Annotated in this window: 20 protein-coding genes; 18 read left to right on the top strand and 2 right to left on the bottom strand. The window is 63.6% G+C overall.

What is annotated here, in order from left to right; all coding sequences use genetic code 11:
* Window positions 1-5: 5 nt before the first annotated feature.
* The 6 genes from fliS to ACFOKJ_RS05385 all read left to right on the top strand — a co-directional run bounded on the left by fliS (window position 6) and on the right by ACFOKJ_RS05385 (window position 3752).
* Complete coding sequence (gene fliS, locus ACFOKJ_RS05410) at window positions 6-440, top strand: flagellar export chaperone FliS (protein WP_390277234.1); 435 nt, start codon at window positions 6-8, stop codon at window positions 438-440.
* Window positions 427-750 (top strand): hypothetical protein, encoded by a 324-nt coding sequence (locus ACFOKJ_RS05405; protein ID WP_390277232.1) that lies wholly within the window; start codon window positions 427-429, stop codon window positions 748-750. The genes fliS and ACFOKJ_RS05405 overlap by 14 nt, the downstream gene beginning before the upstream one ends.
* Before the next feature lie 91 nt (window positions 751-841).
* On the top strand, window positions 842-1210 hold the full coding sequence (locus ACFOKJ_RS05400) for a DUF2802 domain-containing protein (protein ID WP_390277230.1): 369 nt from the start codon (window positions 842-844) through the stop codon (window positions 1208-1210).
* Window positions 1207-2532 (top strand): flagellar hook-length control protein FliK, encoded by a 1326-nt coding sequence (gene fliK, locus ACFOKJ_RS05395; RefSeq protein WP_390277228.1) that lies wholly within the window; start codon window positions 1207-1209, stop codon window positions 2530-2532. Before ACFOKJ_RS05400 ends, fliK begins: the two co-directional genes overlap by 4 nt.
* Window positions 2513-2851, top strand: a complete 339-nt coding sequence (locus ACFOKJ_RS05390) for an EscU/YscU/HrcU family type III secretion system export apparatus switch protein (protein WP_390277226.1) — start codon at window positions 2513-2515, stop codon at window positions 2849-2851. Before fliK ends, ACFOKJ_RS05390 begins: the two co-directional genes overlap by 20 nt.
* A 31-nt stretch (window positions 2852-2882) precedes the next feature.
* Window positions 2883-3752, top strand: a complete 870-nt coding sequence (locus ACFOKJ_RS05385; protein ID WP_390277224.1) for an NAD(P)-dependent oxidoreductase — start codon at window positions 2883-2885, stop codon at window positions 3750-3752.
* A gap of 43 nt (window positions 3753-3795) precedes the next feature.
* Here the strand turns inward: ACFOKJ_RS05385 and ACFOKJ_RS05380 are convergent, their stop codons facing one another.
* On the bottom strand, window positions 3796-4626 hold the full coding sequence (locus ACFOKJ_RS05380) for a formate/nitrite transporter family protein (RefSeq protein WP_390277222.1): 831 nt from the start codon (window positions 4624-4626) through the stop codon (window positions 3796-3798).
* Window positions 4627-4791: 165 nt separating this feature from the next.
* Here ACFOKJ_RS05380 and ACFOKJ_RS05375 point away from each other — a divergent pair, with 165 nt between their 5' ends.
* The 9 genes from ACFOKJ_RS05375 to ACFOKJ_RS05335 all read left to right on the top strand — a co-directional run bounded on the left by ACFOKJ_RS05375 (window position 4792) and on the right by ACFOKJ_RS05335 (window position 13945).
* A complete protein-coding gene (locus ACFOKJ_RS05375) occupies window positions 4792-5790 on the top strand; it encodes an NAD-dependent 4,6-dehydratase LegB (protein ID WP_390277220.1) in 999 nt (332 codons plus the stop codon).
* Between the two features lie 6 nt (window positions 5791-5796).
* The gene (locus tag ACFOKJ_RS05370; RefSeq protein WP_390277218.1) at window positions 5797-6990 is read left to right on the top strand and encodes a LegC family aminotransferase; all 1194 of its coding nucleotides are present in this window, start codon (window positions 5797-5799) and stop codon (window positions 6988-6990) included.
* Between the two features lie 3 nt (window positions 6991-6993).
* On the top strand, window positions 6994-8022 hold the full coding sequence (locus ACFOKJ_RS05365; RefSeq protein ID WP_390277216.1) for a GNAT family N-acetyltransferase: 1029 nt from the start codon (window positions 6994-6996) through the stop codon (window positions 8020-8022).
* 2 nt (window positions 8023-8024) lie between these two features.
* On the top strand, window positions 8025-9080 hold the full coding sequence (locus ACFOKJ_RS05360) for a hypothetical protein (protein WP_390277214.1): 1056 nt from the start codon (window positions 8025-8027) through the stop codon (window positions 9078-9080).
* Window positions 9067-10332 carry a UDP-N-acetylglucosamine 2-epimerase gene (gene neuC / locus ACFOKJ_RS05355; protein WP_390277212.1) on the top strand — a complete coding sequence of 422 codons (1266 nt, stop codon included), beginning with the start codon at window positions 9067-9069 and terminating at the stop codon, window positions 10330-10332. The genes ACFOKJ_RS05360 and neuC overlap by 14 nt, the downstream gene beginning before the upstream one ends.
* Window positions 10333-10444: 112 nt before the next feature.
* Window positions 10445-11464 (top strand): N-acetylneuraminate synthase, encoded by a 1020-nt coding sequence (gene neuB, locus ACFOKJ_RS05350; RefSeq protein WP_390277209.1) that lies wholly within the window; start codon window positions 10445-10447, stop codon window positions 11462-11464.
* A 21-nt stretch (window positions 11465-11485) separates the two neighbouring features.
* Window positions 11486-12154: a class I SAM-dependent methyltransferase gene (locus ACFOKJ_RS05345; protein ID WP_390277207.1), complete on the top strand. Its 669-nt coding sequence runs from the start codon at window positions 11486-11488 to the stop codon at window positions 12152-12154.
* 10 nt (window positions 12155-12164) lie between these two features.
* A complete protein-coding gene (locus ACFOKJ_RS05340) occupies window positions 12165-13214 on the top strand; it encodes a nucleotidyltransferase family protein (RefSeq protein ID WP_390277205.1) in 1050 nt (349 codons plus the stop codon).
* A complete protein-coding gene (locus ACFOKJ_RS05335) occupies window positions 13211-13945 on the top strand; it encodes an acylneuraminate cytidylyltransferase family protein (RefSeq protein ID WP_390277203.1) in 735 nt (244 codons plus the stop codon). Before ACFOKJ_RS05340 ends, ACFOKJ_RS05335 begins: the two co-directional genes overlap by 4 nt.
* Before the next feature lie 30 nt (window positions 13946-13975).
* On the opposite strand, the gene sstT is transcribed toward ACFOKJ_RS05335, so the two are convergent.
* On the bottom strand, window positions 13976-15226 hold the full coding sequence (gene sstT / locus ACFOKJ_RS05330; protein ID WP_390277201.1) for a serine/threonine transporter SstT: 1251 nt from the start codon (window positions 15224-15226) through the stop codon (window positions 13976-13978).
* 299 nt (window positions 15227-15525) lie between these two features.
* Here sstT and ACFOKJ_RS05325 point away from each other — a divergent pair, with 299 nt between their 5' ends.
* The 3 genes from ACFOKJ_RS05325 to ACFOKJ_RS05315 all read left to right on the top strand — a co-directional run bounded on the left by ACFOKJ_RS05325 (window position 15526) and on the right by ACFOKJ_RS05315 (window position 17896).
* The gene (locus ACFOKJ_RS05325; RefSeq protein ID WP_390277198.1) at window positions 15526-16368 is read left to right on the top strand and encodes a PhzF family phenazine biosynthesis protein; all 843 of its coding nucleotides are present in this window, start codon (window positions 15526-15528) and stop codon (window positions 16366-16368) included.
* Between the two features lie 220 nt (window positions 16369-16588).
* Window positions 16589-17368 (top strand): metallophosphoesterase family protein, encoded by a 780-nt coding sequence (locus ACFOKJ_RS05320; protein WP_390277196.1) that lies wholly within the window; start codon window positions 16589-16591, stop codon window positions 17366-17368.
* Window positions 17369-17464: 96 nt separating this feature from the next.
* Entirely contained in the window at window positions 17465-17896 is a 432-nt protein-coding gene (locus ACFOKJ_RS05315) for a DUF2147 domain-containing protein (RefSeq protein ID WP_390277194.1), read from the top strand.
* The last annotated feature ends 10 nt before the right edge of the window (window positions 17897-17906 follow it).

Below are 17906 nucleotides of genomic sequence, written 5' to 3'. Positions count from 1 at the left end.
AATACATGAATAAACATGCGCTCAAAGCGTACGGCCAGAAAAGCCTGGAGCTGGAAGTTGAAAGCGCCTCGCCGCACAAGCTGATCCTGCTGCTGTTCGATGGCGCCATCCAGGCGGTCAAGCAGGCCCGCTTTCATATGGAAAACGGCAATGTCGCCGAAAAGGGGCGCCTGATCAGCAAGGCTATCGCCATCGTGGACGAAGGCCTGCTGGCCGCGCTGGACCGCAAGGCCGGCGGCGAGTTGGCCGACAATCTGGCGGCGCTGTACACCTATTGTTGCGAGCGCCTGTTTGCGGCCAACCGCAACAATGATGGTGCCGCGCTGGATGAAGTGGCCAACTTGCTGGGCGAGCTGAAGGGAGCCTGGGAAGAGATCGGCAAGCCGCAGGCTGCCGCTGGCGATGCCGGTAAGCCCGGGTTGAACTATGGTGCCGTCTGATCCGCTGGCCAGCCAATCTCCGGCCAGCCAGCTGATTCCGCTGCTGCAGGAGCTGCTGCAACTGGCACAGCAGCAGCAGTGGGACGCCTTCATCAGCAAGAGCGTAGAGCTGGCACGACTCGACTACCGTGTCCAGCCACTATCCGAACTGGATGCCGCTGGCGCAGAGCGTCTGCGTGCCGATGCACTGCTGGCCCAGCAGTTGCTGGCGCAAGTCAATCAGCTGGCCTTGCAGGAAAAACAGCAACTGGCCGAACACCTGCAGCTGATGAGCACGCAAAACAAGCTCGACTCCACCTATGGCCAATAGCTTCATCACACTATCCATTTTTCGCGCTGCCACCCGGGTGTAGGGATGCTAGATTTCAGAGAGAACCTAGTTCACTTGCCAGGGGTGTGAGATGGAATACATCGTTTGGGGTCTGGTCATCCTGGCCGCTGTCGGCGGCTATCTGCTGTTCCGTGCCTACCGCAGGATTGCCTACCTGGAGTTCAGTCTGCACCATCTGGAAGAGCTGCAACGTCAGGTCAGCCATCTGCAGCGCGGCTTGCAGGATGTCTCGCTGATTGCCCAGCAGCAGCTGCAGACACCGCGCGTGTTGCGCAATGGCCAGCCCGCCGCAGCGGCGGAAGGGGCCAGCCCGTACAACCAGGCCATCGAATTGTTCAAGCGCGGCTTCAGTCCGGCAGATGTGGCGGAGCGCTGCGGCATTTCGCGCAGCGAGGCCGAGCTGATTTTGTCGCTGTACCGCAATAGCCCCACCTCATGATTTCTCCACTGCTTCCCGGTGCCGCGCGTGGCGCGACGGATGCTGCACTCAGCCCGGCACAGACTGCACGGCTGGAGCGCGAGCAAGGCCGTGCGCTGATTGAGGTCAGCAGCCAGCCGGCGCGCATGCCATCCCTGAGTGCCGGCGAGCTGGTCAGTGCCAGCGTCAGCGAACGCCTGCCGGATGGCAAGCTGACAGCGCTGATCAAGGGGGAGAGCTTCTTGCTGAATGTTCCGGCCGGCAATCTGGCCCAGGCCGGCAGCCAGCTCAATCTGCGGGTGGCCAGCATGCAACCGCTGGCGTTCGCGCTGGTGGATGTGCAGCAGCAGGCGGCGCAGGAGCTGGCGGTACAGCAGGAAACCCTGCTAGATACCCTGCAGCAGCCTGGCGGCAAGTTGCCGGCATTCCAGGCCGGTGAATGGCTGCATGCGCGGGTGGCGGAGCGGCTACCGGATGGTTCGGCGGTGGTGCTGGCCAAGAATGCCGCCTTTCACCTGCAGGCGCCTCCCGGCTCCGGTGCGCTGAATGCCGACCCGCTGCTGCTGAGGGTGCGCAGTACCGAGCCGCAACTGAGCTTCGTGCAGGTCACGCTGGAGCAGGACCCGGACCTGGCCAAATCGGCACCGGTATCGTTGAGCGATGCCACCCGCTACCTGAATGGCCTGCTACAGGCAGCCAACCAGCATGGTGGGCGTTTATCGGCGACGGCTGCCGCGCTGGCGAATGCCTACGACAGTGGCAGCCTGGGCGTGGCGGCAGGCAACAAGGCGCTGCTGAACGACCCGGCGATGCCCGGCGATAGCCATAGCGACAGCCTGCGCCAGACCGTGGAAAAAAGCGGGTTGTTCTATGAATCGCACCAGAAGGCCTGGGTGGATGGCCGTCTGTCGCTGGAGGATTTGCGTCAGGAACCGCAGGCACGCCTGGGCGAGGCGGCCAACCGCCAGGGCGAAATGGGGCAGCTGGTGCAGCGTCAGCTGGAAACGCTGGAGCAGCGCCAGTTCGTCTACAACGGCCTGGCCTGGCCGGGCCAGCAGGTGCAGTGGCAGATCCAGGCCGACGAATCCCAGGAGCGCGAAGGCGACGGCAAGGAGGAAATGCGCGCCTGGCATACCCAGCTCAATCTGCAGCTGCCGCAGCTGGGAGGGTTGGCCGCACGGCTGCGCATGGTAGGCAATCAGGTACAGCTGGTGTTTGCCACCGATAGTGACGAGGCTGGGGCCTTGATCGAATCCCATCGCCTGCAGCTGGCCGGGGCGATGGAAGCTGCCGGCCTGTCGCTGGCCAGTCTGCTGGTGAAGCATGAAACAGGCACGAACTGACAATCGCCGCTCGGCGGTAGCCCTGCGCTACCGTGAGGGCGACAACGCTCCACATGTGGTGGCCAAGGGCTATGGCCAGACTGCCGAGCGCATCATCGAGCAGGCCAGGGAGGCGGGGGTGTTCGTGCACGACTCCCCCGAGCTGGTGAACCTGCTGCTGCAGGTGGATCTGGACAGCCATATCCCGCCGGAGCTGTATCGCGCCGTGGCCGAAGTGCTGGCCTTCATCTATTTTCTGGAACAACACGCCAAGGGCGAGCAGGTCAATTTCGCGCAATGGCTGGCCATGCGGCAGCAGCCGGCGGCGGTATCGCCCTGAGCAGCACCTTACATCCATCCAAGGGGAAGCAATGAAAGTCGGTTACATCGGTCTGGGCATCATGGGTGCCCCCTGCGTACGCAATCTGCTCAAGGCGGGGCATCAGGTGACAGTCTGGGCGCGGCGGCGCGAATCGGCCCAGCCACTGCTGGATGCCGGTGCCAGCTGGGCGGATAGCCCGGCCGCGCTGGCGGCCAAGGTTGAGGTAGTGGTGAGCAATGTTTCCGATACCGCCGACGTGGAGCAGGTGCTGCTGGGAGAGCAGGGCGTGGTACATGGTGCCACGGCAGGGCTGGTATGCGTGGACATGAGCACCATCTCGCCGCTGGGCGCGCGGGAAATTGCCGGCAAGTTGGCCGCACAGGGCATCGATTTCCTGGACTGCCCGGTATCCGGCGGCGAAGTGGGGGCCGTCAACGGCACGCTTACCATCATGGTGGGTGGCAAGGCAGAGGCGCTGGAAAAGGTACGCCCGACGCTGGAGGCGATGGGCAAGACCATCACCCACATCGGCGATAGCGGGGCCGGCCAGGTGGCAAAGGCCTGCAACCAGATCGCTGTCGGCGTCGGCATTGCAGCCGTGGCCGAGGTGATGAAACTGGCCAAGGCTTGTGGTGTGAATCCGGCGCCGGTGCGCGAGGCGTTGCTGGGCGGTTTCGCCGCCAGCCGCGTGCTGGACGTGCACGGCCAGCGCATGATCGACGACAACTATGCCCCTGGCTTCAAGGCCAAGCTGCACCTCAAGGATATGGGCATCGTGCTGGATACCGCGCAATCGCTGGGCATCAAGCTGCCGGAAGCCGAGCGGGTGGCCGGCTTGATCGGCGAGCTGGTGCAGGAAGGCGAGGGCGAGCTGGATTCCTCGGCAATTGCCCGCCTGATCTGGGCCGACAACCGCTGATTCGTGTTCTGCCACTCACAAGGCCGCCCCTGGGCGGCCTTGTTCATTGTGGGCTTGCCGGCGGCGTGCCACGCCGATAGATCAGGTAGTAGACCAGCGCCACCAGCACGCTGCCGCCCAGCAGGTTGCCGGCAATCACTGCTGCGAGATTGCGCAGCATGCCGGCCACGCCCAGAGCGGGGGATACCAGCTCCGGTGGCACGCTGTCGCGCAGCAGCAGCGCCAGCGGAATCAGATACATATTGGCGATGCTGTGCTCGAAGCCGGCGGCGACAAAGGCGGAGATCGGAAACACGATGGCGATGAACTTGTCGGTCACGCTGCGCCCGGCCAACGCCATCCACACCGCCATGCACACCAGGATATTGCACAGCACGCCTTTCCAGAACAATGCGGCCAACGGTGCCGCACACTTGGCGCCGGCAATCAGCACCACCTGCTGTGCCACGCGGCCGCCGTTCATGGCGCCATGGCCGGACAGCCAGATCAGCAGCGCCATGCCGGCGGCACCGGCAAAGTTGGCCGCACAGACGATCAGCCAGTTGCGCAGTAGCTCGCGGCTGCTGATGCGGCCATCTGCCCAGGCCATCGCCAGCAGGTTGTTGCCGGTGAACAGCTCGGCGCCGGCTACCACCACCAGCAGCAGGCCCAGGGAAAACACCACGCCGCCCAGTACCCGGTTGGCGGCAAAGCCCAGCGTGGCATCGCTCAGCACTAGCACGTAGTACATGGCGCCCAGCGCGATGAAGGCACCGGCCAGCACGCCCAGCGGAATCATCTGCCGCAGCGGCAGCCGCGCCTTGCTGACGCCGATGGCTTCGACCTTGTCGGCAATCTGGGCGGGTGAAAAGGCATCGAAACCATATAAGGCCATATTGCCCCCGGGAAAAAGCACGGTTAGAAGCGTGCTGCATACTGATTGCTGCTGTTATGGCTGTAGCCACGCGATACTATAGAGTATGGGACAAACCAGCCTGCCGCTGGCTTTCTGGCAGTGTCGCGGCCTGGGGTGGGGCGGCGTTTTCAAAATGGAATGGCGATGAAGAAAATATTGGTAACCGGGGCGGATGGATTCATTGGTTCTCACCTGGTGGAAGAATTGCTGCGACGTGGTTATCAGGTGCGCGCATTCGTTCTCTACAATTCTTTCAATTCCTGGGGCTGGCTGGATCACGCCAGTGCCGAATTGCGGGCGCAGCTGGAGGTATTTGCCGGCGATATTCGCGACCCGCACGGGGTACGCCAGGCGATGCAGGGCTGCGATACGGTATTGCACCTGGCGGCGCTGATTGCCATACCGTATTCCTACCATTCGCCCGATACCTATATCGACACCAATATCAAGGGCACGCTGAATGTGCTGCAGGCCGCGCGGGAGCTGGGCGGCGTGAAGGTGGTGCACACCTCCACCAGCGAGGTGTACGGCACTGCGCAGTTTGTGCCGATTACCGAATCGCACCCCTTGCAGGGGCAGTCGCCTTATTCCGCTTCCAAAATCGGCGCCGATCAGCTGGCGTATTCCTTTTTTGCGTCTTTCGGCCTGCCGGTCAGCATCGTGCGGCCATTCAATACCTATGGGCCGCGCCAATCCGCGCGGGCGGTGATTCCTACCATCATTACCCAGATTGCCAGCGGGCAGCGGGTATTGCGTCTGGGGGCGGTGCACCCGACGCGGGATTTCAATTATGTGCAGGACACCGTGTCCGGTTTTATCGCCGCCGCCGAATCGGAAAACGGCATTGGCGAAGTGGTGAATCTGGGTTCCAGTTTCGAGATTTCCATTGGCGATACCGTGGCGCTGATTGCCGAGGTAATGGGGGTGGAGGTAAGTATCGAAACCGATAGCCAGCGCCTGCGCCCGGAAAACAGCGAGGTTGAGCGGCTGTGGGCCAGCAACGACAAGGCTCGCGCGCTGTTTGGCTGGCAGCCGGCATTTGCCGGCCACGAAGGCCTGCGCCGTGGCCTGCAGCACACCGTGGCCTGGTTTACCGAACCGGGCAACCTGGCGGCCTACAAAACCGATCGCTACAACATCTGAGCTGCCATGCCACATATCGAACACACGCAAAGCGAATGGGTTTCGGCCGTGGTGCAGGCTGTACATGGCGTATTGCCCAGCCGCGATTTCATCCCGCTGCATGAGCCGGAGTTTGCCGGCAACGAGTGGCAATACGTCAAGGAATGCCTGGATACCGGCTGGGTATCGTCGGTAGGCAAGTATGTCGATCGCTTCGAGCAGGCGTTGGCGGAATACACCGGCTCGCCCTATGCGGTGGTCACCGTCAACGGTACGGCGGCGCTGCACATGGCGCTGCTGCTGGCCGGGGTTGGCCGCGACGACGAAGTGCTGGTGCCGGCGCTCAGCTTTGTTGCCACGGCCAATGCCGTGTCCTACCTGGGCGCGGTGCCGCATTTCGTCGACAGTGACAGCCGCACCCTGGGCGTGGATCCACAGGCCCTGCGCCTGTACCTGGAGCGCATTGCCGATTACCGCCACGGACAGCTGATCAACAGCCTCACCGGCCGGCGCATCGCCGCCCTGGTGCCGATGCATGTGTTCGGCCACCCGGCCGATCTGCAGGGTTTGCTGCAGCTGGCACAAGACTTCGGCCTGCCGCTGGTGGAGGATGCCGCCGAATCGCTGGGCAGCCGCTACCAGCAACGGCATACCGGCACCTTCGGCCTGCTGGGGGCCTTGAGTTTCAATGGCAACAAGGTCATGACCACCGGCGGCGGTGGCGCCATCCTGACCGCCGACCCGGTGTTGGCCGCACGGGCCAAGCACCTGACCACCACCGCCAAGCTGCCGCATGCCTGGGCGTTCCAGCATGACGAGGTGGCGTGGAATTACCGCATGCCCAATCTCAACGCCGCGCTGGGCTGTGCGCAGCTGGAGCGGCTGCCGGACATGCTGCAGCGCAAGCGGGCGCTGGCGGCGTGCTACCAGGCGGCGCTGGCCGATGTTGAGGGCGTGCGGCTGCTGACCGAGCCGGCTGACTGCCACAGCAATTACTGGCTTAACGCCATCATGCTGACATCGCCGCAACGTGAGCTGCGCGACGCGCTGCTGCAGGCACTGAATGCCGCCGGGCTGATGTCGCGTCCGGCCTGGACCCTGCTCAACCAGCTGCCGATGTACCAGCATTGCCCGGCTGCGCCCTTGCCGCAGGCACAGCGCATCGAAGATGCCCTGATCAATATCCCCAGCAGCCCGGCACTGCTGGCGGCAGGGGGCTGAGCGATGCCGCTCTGCCCGCCGCAGCAGGCCAGCGCGTGGTACTGGGCGGACAGTGCCGATGCGCTGACGCCCTGCATTTATCTGCAAGCCGCCTATCAACGGCTGTTTGCCGCGCAGGATGGCAGCGTGGCGCGTTGTCTCGGGATACGCGATAGCGCCGGGCAACAGTGGGCGCTGCCGTTGCTGCAGCGGCAAATCGGGCCTGGCCGTTACGAGGCGTATTCGGCCTATGGTTATGGCGGCTGTAGCGGGCCGCTGCTGCTGGATGCACCAACCCTGGATGGCTTGCGCGCCACGCTGGCGGCCGAGGGCATCGTGGCGCTGTTCCTGCGGCATGCGCCGTTTCTCGACAACCAGCAGGGTTGGCAGCAGCAGTTGCAGCTCAATCGCTGGACCTATGCCTGCCAGCTGCCGGAGGCTAGCGATATTGAGACCTATGTGCAGCAGCTGCCGCAGAAACTGCGCTGGTCGCTGAACTACGCGCGCCGTGCCGGCCTGCAGCTACGCTTCCAGCCGTTTGCCGCCAATGTCGATTGCAGCGGGTTTTACCAGCTGTACGCCGCGCTGATGCGCGCCAAGGGCACGGCTGACTATTACCTGTTCTCGCCGGATTTCTTTGCCGCCCACGTGCAGCAGCTGGGGCCGGCCTGCCAGCTGGCCGAGGTGCGCGATCCGGGCAGTGGCGAGCTGCTGGCGGCGGCGTTCTTTCTGGCGGATAGCAGCGGCTGGGTGCATTACCACCTCAGCGCAGCCAGTGAGCGGGGCATGCAGCTGCAGGCGATGGAATACCTGTTGCTGGGGGCCATCCAGCATTTCGGGGCACAGGGGTACCGCCAGCTGCATCTGGGCGGTGGCCTGCAGCTGGATGAAAGCGATGGCCTGAGCCGCTTCAAGCGCAAGTTCGCCACCCGGCGGCTGCCGTTCCATATCACCCGGCTGCTTGCCGACGAGGCCGGCTATCAGGCAGAGCGCCAGCGGTTGCCGCTGCGGCATGCGCAGTTTTTCCTGATTGCCGACGCCAGAGGAGCATGAGGATGCAGGTCATTGGTGGCGAATATTGGCTGGTGCCCAGCGTGGAACAGGCTGCGGAACTGGCCGCGGAACAGGCCGGCAGCCAGCCGGATTATCTGAGCCAGGTGCTGGGGCCGGCCGAGTATTTCGCCACCGGTCGCGATGCGCTGTTCGCCGTGCTGCAGGCGTTGCCGCAGCCAACAGTGTGGCTGCCCGACTTGGTGTGCCTGTCGCTGGTGACCGCCTGCCGGCAGGCGGGCAAGCAGGTGTGCAGCTATGCCGTTGGCGCGGACCTGTTGCCACGCGATATCCCGCTGACGATGGATGCGGCCAACGCCGTGATCGTGGTGATTCACTATTTTGGCGTGTACAACCCGCTACTGCCGGCCTGGGCCGGGCAGCGCGGGCTGACGGTGCTCAGCGATGTCACCCACCTGTTGTTCGATGCGGCGGCGCTGCAGGCCTGTAACCAGGCATCGGATTATGTGTTCGCCAGCCTGCGCAAGAGCGGGCCATGGCCGGATGGCGGCTTGCTGGCATCCCGTCGCCAGGCATTGCCGCAGGCCGACTTGCCGGGCCGGCTAGATTTCGTGGCCTTGCGCGCAGCCGGCCTGCTCTTGCGTGGTCTGTCCGCCAGCCAGGGCTTTGCCGACAACGAGAACCTGGCCTGGCTGCGCGAGGCCGAGTCGCTGCTGGACCGCGCGCCAGCCGGCGCGCATGCCTGCAGCTATCTGTCACGCCAGTTGCTGGCCGGCTGGGCGCCGCAGCAGCAGCTGGCGCCCATGGCGGTGAATTTCCAAACCCTGCGGCAGGGGCTGCCGGCCAGTTGTCAGCTGCTGAATGCTGCCGCCTCTTACCCGCTGCATGCCCTGTGCGCATTTGCCAGCAGCGCCCAGCGCGACCAGGTGCGCAGCCGCCTGGCGGCAGCGGGCTGCTTCGCGCCGATTCACTGGCCGGTGGCCGGTTTGCCGGTGGTGAATACGCTGGCATCCTGTATACTCAGCCTGCCCTGCGATGCACGCTATCGCACAGAAGACATGCAGCGCATCCTGTCCGTGATCCAAGATGAAACCCGCTAAACGTATTGCCATCCTTACTACTTCCCGTTCCGATTTCGGCCTGCTGCTGCCGGTAATCCGTCACGCGGTGACGCGCTTCAGCGTCGACCTGCTGGTGAGCGGCGCCCATTTTTTCGGTGGCCAGCAAGCGTCGCTGCACGAAATCGAGGCCGCCCGGCTGGAGATGCCGCAGCTGAACGTGGTGCCATTCGATATCGCCCTCAATGTCACCACCGCTGAGCAGCAGGTGGCCGCCGTGGCAGCCATGCAGTTGGCCGCGTCGCACTGGTTTGCCAGCCAGTCGCCAGAGTTGCTGCTGTTCCTTGGGGATCGCTGGGAGCTGTGGGGCGTGACGCTGCCGGCCTTCCTGCATGGCATTCCGCTGGCGCATATCAGCGGCGGCGAAGTGACCGAAGGGGTGATCGACGACAGCGTGCGCCATGCGCATAGCAAGCTTGCCAGCCTGCACTTTGCCGCTGCGGCAGCCTACGCTCGCAACCTCAGCAGCATGGGCGAGGAGGACTGGCGCATCAGCGTGGTGGGAGAGTGCGGGCTGGACGTGATCCATCAGGCCGACATCGCCAGCGATGCCGAGGTACAACAGCAATTTGGCGTGGACCTGACGCGGGATACGCTGCTGGTGACCTATCACCCGTCTACGCTGGAGAGCGCTACGCCGGTGGCCACGCAGATTCACAGCCTGTTGGCCGCATTGCAGGCGTTTCCCGAGCTGCAGATTGTGTTTACCGCCCCCGCTACCGAGCAGGGCGCCGATATTGTGCTGGCCGCGATTCAGGACTTCGTGCAGCAGCACGACAACAGCCGGCTGGTGCCGCATTTCGGCCGGCGCAACTATCTGGCCGTGATGCGCCGTGCCAGGGCGGTAGTGGGCAACTCCTCCAGCGGCATCGTGGAGGCGGCCTCGTTCGGCGTGCCGGCGTTGAATATCGGCGCCCGCCAGCAGAACCGGCTGGCGGCGGAGTCGGTACTGCATCTGCCTTATGTCGCCAGCGAGATTGTCGCGGCCCTGCGCCAGGTACTGTCCGCACCATTCCAGGCATTTGCCCGCCAGTGCCCCAACCCGTACGACCCTTTCCTGGACGGTAATAATGCCTTGCGCATCGTTCAGGCCATTGATCATGCGCTAGAGCGCTATAGCCGCGAGCAGCTGCGGCGCAAGCGCTTCGACACCGCATTGCATGCCGACGACTGGAACAGCCTGTTAGGGGGCCTTGAAAAAACCGGATTTCTAAGTGAGACAAGGCGCGAATGAAAAATGTCGACGCCGCATATGTTTGATGTAAGGAGACATTTTTCGTGAGCAACGCAGTATCGCGACGAAAGCGGGAGTTTTTCGAGGTGCCCGTTAGCCTGAGGAAATCAAGATGAGCGCGGTCTACATCATTGCCGAAGCCGGCGTGAACCATAACGGCAGCGTGGCGCTGGCGCGACAGCTGATCGACGCGGCCAGGGCCGCCGGTGCCGACGCGGTAAAGTTTCAGACCTTCAAGACCGAAAAGATACTTACCCGCCACACGCCGATGGCGACCTACCAGCAGCAGAACCTGGGCGGCGGCGATAGCCAGTTCCAGATGGTGAAGGCGCTGGAACTGAGTTATGCCGACTTTGCCGAGCTGCAGCAGTACGCCCGGCAAGTGGGCATCGATTTTCTGTCCACGCCGGACGACGAGGACAGCCTGGATTTCCTGGTCGACCAGTTGCAGCTGCCGTGGATCAAGATCGGCTCCGGCGAAGTGAGTAACCTGCCTTTCCTGCGCCGTATCGCCGCCAAGCAAAGGCCGATGATCCTGTCGACCGGCATGGCGACCCTGGGCGAGGTGGAGCGCGCGGTGCGGCTATTGCGAGAGCACAACCAGCAGGAACTGCTGCTGCTGCATTGCACTACCAACTACCCCTGCCCGCCGCAGGAGGTCAATCTGCGTGCGATGCAGACCATGCAGCAAGCATTCCGGCTGCGGGTGGGCTACTCAGACCATACGCTGGGCTGCGAAGTGCCGGTGGCGGCGGTGGCGCTGGGCGCGCAGGTGATCGAGAAGCACCTGACCCTGGATAAGGGCATGACCGGGCCGGATCATGCCGCCTCGATGGCGCCGGATGAATTCGCGCAGATGGTGCGGCAGATACGTTCCATCGAACAGGCGCTGGGGGATGGCGTGAAGTGGCCCAACCCCAGCGAGGAGCGGATCAAGCCGCTGGTGCGGCGCCGTATCGTGGCAGCCAGCGCGCTGCCGGCTGGCACCCGCCTGCGGCTGGAGGATTTGTGTTTCAAGCGCGCCGACCGCGGCCTGTATGCAGAGCATGTGGATAGCGTGGTTGGCCGCATCTTGCTGCAGCCGCTGGTGGCGGACGACACCATCGACTGGTCGCTACTGTCGGCTGTCTGACTTGCAAAGGAAAACAAGAATATGCAGTGGAATCCGACCTGGGAGACGGTTTTCTCGCAACAGGCCTGGGGCAAATATCCGGCGGAGCCCTTGATCCGCTTTGTGGCCAGAAACTATTACCAGACCGAGCGTAGTCAGATCCGCTTTCTGGAACTGGGCTGCGGCCCTGGCGCAAACCTCTGGTTTCTGGCACGTGAAGGCTTTGGTTTTGTCGGTGTCGATGGTTCGCCTACGGCGATTCGGCAGGCTGGCGAGCGGCTGGATCTGGAGTGTCCGGGCTGGCGTGAGCGCGGGCAGTTGCTGGTGGCAGATGTCACCATGCTGGATCTGCCGACAGAGAGTTTCGATGCTGTGATCGACAATGAGTGCGTGTACTGCATGCCCTTCGACTCGGCGCTTAGCATCTACCGGCAAGCCTGGCAGCTGCTCAAGCCGGGGGGGCGCATCTTTGCCCGTACCTTCAGTGCGGAAACCTGGGGCATGGGCAGCGGGCAGCGGCTGGAGGACGATTACTATATTTGTAGCGATGGCCCACTGGCGCACAAGGGGGCCTCCCGCTTCACCCGCCGCGAACAGCTGGACACGCTGTTCCAGCCTTTTGGGCAGCTGCAGGTGGAAAAAACCACCGTGAGCTATGGCGGTGGCGAGCAGGTGGTGGCCGAGTGGCTGATCGAGGGTGTCAAGGCGTGATGGGGCGAGCATGATCAACTGGAAAGATATCGTGGTGGCGCCGACTGCCACCTTGCGCGAGGCCATCGCCGCCATTGACCGTGGCGCCTGCCAGATCGCGCTGGTGACCACCCCGCAATACCAGTTGCTGGGCATCCTGACCGATGGCGATGTGCGGCGTGGCATTCTGCGCGGCTGCTCGCTGGATAGCGAGGTGGCAGGGCTGATGAATACCAGTCCGCTATGCGTGGCACCGGAGGATGACCGCCAGCTGGTGCTGGCGATGATGCGCAGCCGGCGCATCAACCATATCCCGGTGGTGGACAGCAATCGCGTGGTCATCGGTATCGAAACCATTCACGCGCTGCTCAGCCCGCAACGTCGCGACAATATCGTGGTGCTGATGGCCGGCGGGCTGGGCAGCCGTTTGCGCCCGCTGACCGATGACTGCCCCAAGCCGCTGCTGCCGGTGGGAAACCGGCCGATTCTGGAAACCATCCTCAGCAGTTTTATCGAGTTCGGCTTTCACCGCTTTTACATCTCCGTCAATTACATGTCGGACAAGATCAAGGCCTATTTCGGCGACGGCTCGCGCTGGGGGGTAGAAATTGCCTACCTGGAAGAGAACCAGCGCCTGGGCACGGCAGGGGCGCTGAGCCTGCTGCCGGAAACGCCACAATTGCCGCTGTTTGTCATGAACGGCGATATTCTGGCCAAGCTCAATTTCGAAGCCATGCTGGCGTTTCACCTGCAACACCAGTCCACGGCCACGCTGGCCATGCGCCAATTCAGCCATACCATTCCTTACGGTGTGGTGACGGTGGATGAGCACAAACTGGTGGATATCGTGGAGAAGCCGGAGAACAAGGTATTTGTCAGTGCCGGTATTTATCTGCTGTCACCGGAGGTGCTGACGATGATTCCGCCCGGCGAGTTCTACGACATGCCGATGCTGTTCCAGCAATTGATCCGGCAGGGCCTGCCTACCAGTGGCTTCCCGGTGCACGAGTACTGGATCGATATCGGGCGGATCGAGGATTTCGAGCGCGCGTGTGAGGAATATGTCGGGGTGTTTGCATGAGTGCGGCGCCTCGCGTACTGGCGCTGATTCCGGCCAGGGCCGGGTCTAAGCGGCTGGCAGACAAGAATATCAAGCCCTTGCATGGCAAGCCCCTGCTGGCCTGGACTGTCGAATTCGCCTGCCAGCAGCCGGAGCTGAGTGACGTGCTGGTGTCTACCGATGCGGAATCGATTGCTGCGATTGCCCGCCAGTACGGAGCGCAGGTGCCCTGGCTGAGGCCGGCGCCGTTGGCATCGGATACGGCCGGCTCGGTGGCGGTAATCCAGCATGCGCTAGAGGCACAGGCGATAGCTGGCGAGCATTACGATTATTTGGTGCTGCTGCAAGCTACCACGCCATTTCGCGATGCCGGGATGCTGCGCGAGGCGCTACAGCGCTGCATGGCGGCCGATGGCGCGCCGGTATGGGCGTTTGCGGCGGCACAGACGCATCCGCAGTGGTGCTACCAGTCTGCCGATGGCGGTCATTTCCGCCCTTACATCGCCGCAGCGCAGGAGGTCAGCCGCTCGCAGGATCTGCCGGCGGCCTATCAGGCCAGTGGCAGTTTCTACGTGATCGGCGTGTCGCGCTTCCTGGCGACGTCCAGCCTGGGCGGCGCGGACTTGCAGGGGGTGGTGTCCGGGGACCCGGTCTATGACTGTGATATCGATGATATCTACGACTGGATGCGGGCAGAGGCGATTGCCGCACTGCGTTTTGGGGAAAGCAGCACAGCAGGCCAACCGGGGTAAACCGGCGGCCTAACTGTGCCGGGCGCTGAATCAGATCTCGTTGCTGGCCAGCTGCGCGGCAGGCTCGGAGACATCGCCAGCTGCAATGCAGGCGGCGGCGGTGAACAGTACGTCGGTGGAACTGTTCAGCGCGGTTTCGGCGGAATCCTGCACCACGCCGATGATGAAGCCCACTGCCACTACCTGCATGGCCACGTCGTTGCCGATGCCGAACAGGCTGCAGGCCATCGGAATCAGCAGCAGCGAGCCACCGGCCACACCGGAGGCGCCGCAGGCGGCGATGGCGGACACCACCGACAGCAGCAGCGCGGTGGGCAGGTCCACGGCGATACCCAGGGTGTGCACCGCTGCCAGGCTCAGCACCGAGATGGTGATGGCGGCGCCGGCCATATTGATGGTGGCACCCAGCGGAATCGATACCGAGTAGGTGTCTTCATTCAGCCCCAGCTTCTTGCACAGGTTCATGTTTACCGGGATGTTGGCCGCAGAGCTGCGGGTGAAGAAGGCGGTGATGCCGCTTTCGCGCAGGCAGGTGAAGACCAGCGGGTACGGGTTGCGGCGAATGGTCAGTGCCACGATCAGCGGGTTCACCACCAGGGCGATGAACAGCATGGAGCCCACCAGTACCAGCAGCAGCTGGCTGTAGCCCAGCAGTGCCGACAGGCCGGTGGTGGCTACCGATTCGGCCACCAGGCCGAACACGCCCAGCGGGGCGAAGCGGATGATCACCTGCACCACGCGGCTGATGGCGTCGGACAGTTCGCCCAGCGCGCGCTTGGTGCCGTCGGACGCGGCATGCAGTGCCATGCCCAGTGCTACCGCCCAGGCCAGGATGCCGATGTAGTTGCCGCTGGCAATGGCATTCACCGGGTTATCCACGATCTGGAACACCAGGTTGTTGATCACCTGGCCGATGCCGGCCGGTGGCGTGGTGCCGCTGGCTGCCGCCACCAGTGTCAGCTGGGTCGGGAAGGCAAAGCTGACGATGACGCCACTGAGGGCGGCAAGGAAGGTGCCGACCAGATACAGCGCCAGTACCGGGCGCATATTGCTCTGCACGCCCTGTTTCTTGCTGGCGATGGCGCTGGCCACAAGTACGAACACCAGTACCGGTGCCACGGCTTTCAGCGCCTTGACGAACAGGGTGCCCAGGAAGGTAAGCGCCTTGGCGCTATCGGGGGAGATGACCGCCAGCGCAATGCCGGCCAGCATGCCGAGCATGATCTGCAGCACGATGCTGCCGTTCATGAGCTTGCCGAGTAGGGTAGGATTTTGCTGCATTTCAGTTCCACGTAGCTGTCGTTATGGTTATGGCCCGCGCCGGGCGCGTGACCAGCCGCTTTGCGACCAACCGCCTGACAATCCGGAAACCGCCGAACAATCAAGCAGGTACAGCCAGTCCAAATGCGACCGGGGCGCAGTGTAACAAAATTCTGTTGGTGACAGAATCCAGTATCCAAAACCGAGCAACTGTCACCATTGCGGCAGCGGCCGAAACAGACTGTTTGCCGGTAACGGCTGTTTTCTGTGCCGTTGGCATGGCTTAATCCAGGCTGACCATAGCCGGCAGGAGCCTCCGCATGAGCAGTTACCGTTACCAGATCGTCAATGTGTTTGCCGAAAGCCGCTTTGGCGGCAACCCGCTGGCGGTATTTACCGACGCGCAAGGCTTGAGCGACGACGACATGCAGCTGATCGCGCGCCAGTTCAACCTGTCGGAAACCGTGTTCCTGCTGCCGGGCGATGCCGAGGCCGTGGCCAGCCTGCGCATCTTCACCCCCAGCTACGAGTTGCCATTCGCTGGTCACCCCACTATCGGTAGCGCCGCGGTGCTGCATGCGCGGCAGGGGTTGGGCGACAGCTTCACGCTGCGCACCCGGGCCGGGCTGATCCCGATCCAGCGACAGGATGGCGTGTTCCGTCTCACCGCGGTGCCGGCGACGCAGCGTGCGGCCAACCTTGCCGCCGCCGATGCCGCAGCGATGCTGGGCATTGCTGCTACAGATATCGCCGCCGAGCCGATGTGGGTGAACGCCGGCAGCGAGCAGTTGCTGATCCGCCTGGCCAGCCGCGAGGCGGTACTGGCGGCGCGGCCGCTGCATGAGCTGTTCGTGCGTCACGCTACCTTGCGCCCGGGACGCAGTATTGCCTACCTGTGGCACGTGGCGGACAACATCGCCACCGTGCGGCTGTTTTTCGAACAGCAGGGCGCCGTTATCGAGGACCCGGGCACTGGCAGCGCCTGCGCCAACCTGGGCGGCTGGTGCGCGCTGAACGGCCTGGCGCCGCTGTCGTGGCGCATCGAGCAGGGCGAGGCGATCCAGCGTCCCAATGTGCTGTACCTGGACGTGGCCGCCAACGGCGCGGTACAGGTAGGCGGCAAGGTGCAGCAGCTGGGTGAGGGCATTTTCCACCTGCCCTGAACGGCAGCAGTTTCCACCAGCAAGCGACCGGTCCGCCGCTTCAGGCTGCAGCAGCGTGCTGCACTTGGCAGCTACCGGCCCCGGCAAAGTCGGGCTGCCCCGAGTAGCTTGTTCAATCGGCAGCCTTTCCGTTTACAAGACAACGCCCTTCCGCAAGGCGAAAGGGCGTTGTCTACACTTTCAAGCGGCCTCTGGCCGCTTTTTCGTTGAGGTAATCGCCATGTTGCCCGATCGCTTCGCTGTTCTCTCCGACATCCACGGCAATTTGCCGGCGTTGCAGGCGGTGCTGGCTGACATGCATGCACGCGGCGTCCAGCACGCGCTGAACCTGGGCGACATCCTGTCCGGGCCACTGTGGCCGACGGAAACCGCAGACCTGCTGATGGGTCTGAACCTGCCCACTGTCGCCGGCAACCACGAACGGCAGTTGCTGGCCTGTCAGCAACGCCCCGGAGGCCCGTCCGACCAGTATGCCTATGAGCAGACCTCGCCGTTGCAGCGTGCCTGGCTGGCATCGCTGCCACGGGCGCTGCAGCTGGGCGATGTACAGCTTACCCACGGTACGCCGCACAGCGATCTGCAGTACCTGCTGGATGACATCGCTGCGGCCAACCTGGTGCCGGCCAGCACGGCAACCGTGGCAGGGCGGCTGGGGCCAAGCGCGGCCACGCTGGTGTTGTGTGGCCACAGCCACATGCCACGCATCCTGCAGTTGCCGGGCGGGCCGTTGCTGCTCAACCCCGGCAGCGTGGGGCTACCGGCTTACGAGGACCACGACGGCGGTTATCACCGGGTGCAGACCGGTGTGCCGCACGCCAGTTATGCCATCGTGGAACGCGTGGCGGGCGGCTGGCAGCTGCAACTGTTGCGTATCGTCTACGACTGGTCACTGGCCGCACAGCAAGCGCTGCGCAATGGCCGGCCGGATTGGGCTGCCTGGCTGCAAAGCGGCATGGTGCCGAATGCCGGCCCCGACATTGACGTTCATACAAGTGACTGATAGTTTTGCGTAACGCGGTTAGAGCCGCGACACCAAACTGGCGTTTGAAAAGGCATGAGGGGTGCCCGCGCCAGACAACACGAGGGAGATACGCAGATGAACGCAATCAGCAAACTGGTAGCCATGACGGCGCTGCTGCTGGCCACCCAGGCCGCCATGGCTGCCACCGCCGCCGGCACCTGGAAAACCATTGATGACGAAACCAAGCAAGCCAAATCGCTGGTGGAAATCAGCGAGGCGCCCAACGGCGAGCTCACCGGCAAGGTAATCAAGCTGTTCAACAATCCGGATGCCGTTTGCGACAAATGTGATGGTGCACTGAAAGGCAAGCCCATTGTCGGCCTGACCATCATGACCGGCCTGAAGAAGGACGGCGACGACTGGGAGAACGGCAAGATCCTGGATCCCAAGTCCGGCAAGGTATACAGCGCCAAGGCCAAGCTGATCGAAGGCGGCAAGAAGCTGGAAGTGCGTGGCTTCCTTGGCATCTCCCTGCTTGGTCGCACCCAGGTGTGGGAACGGCAGTAAGGCTGCAGGT

Source organism: Vogesella amnigena (assembly GCF_042648905.1).
Classification (GTDB): Bacteria; Pseudomonadota; Gammaproteobacteria; order Burkholderiales; family Chromobacteriaceae; genus Vogesella; species Vogesella amnigena.
This window is presented reverse-complemented; position numbering and strand designations above follow the sequence as displayed.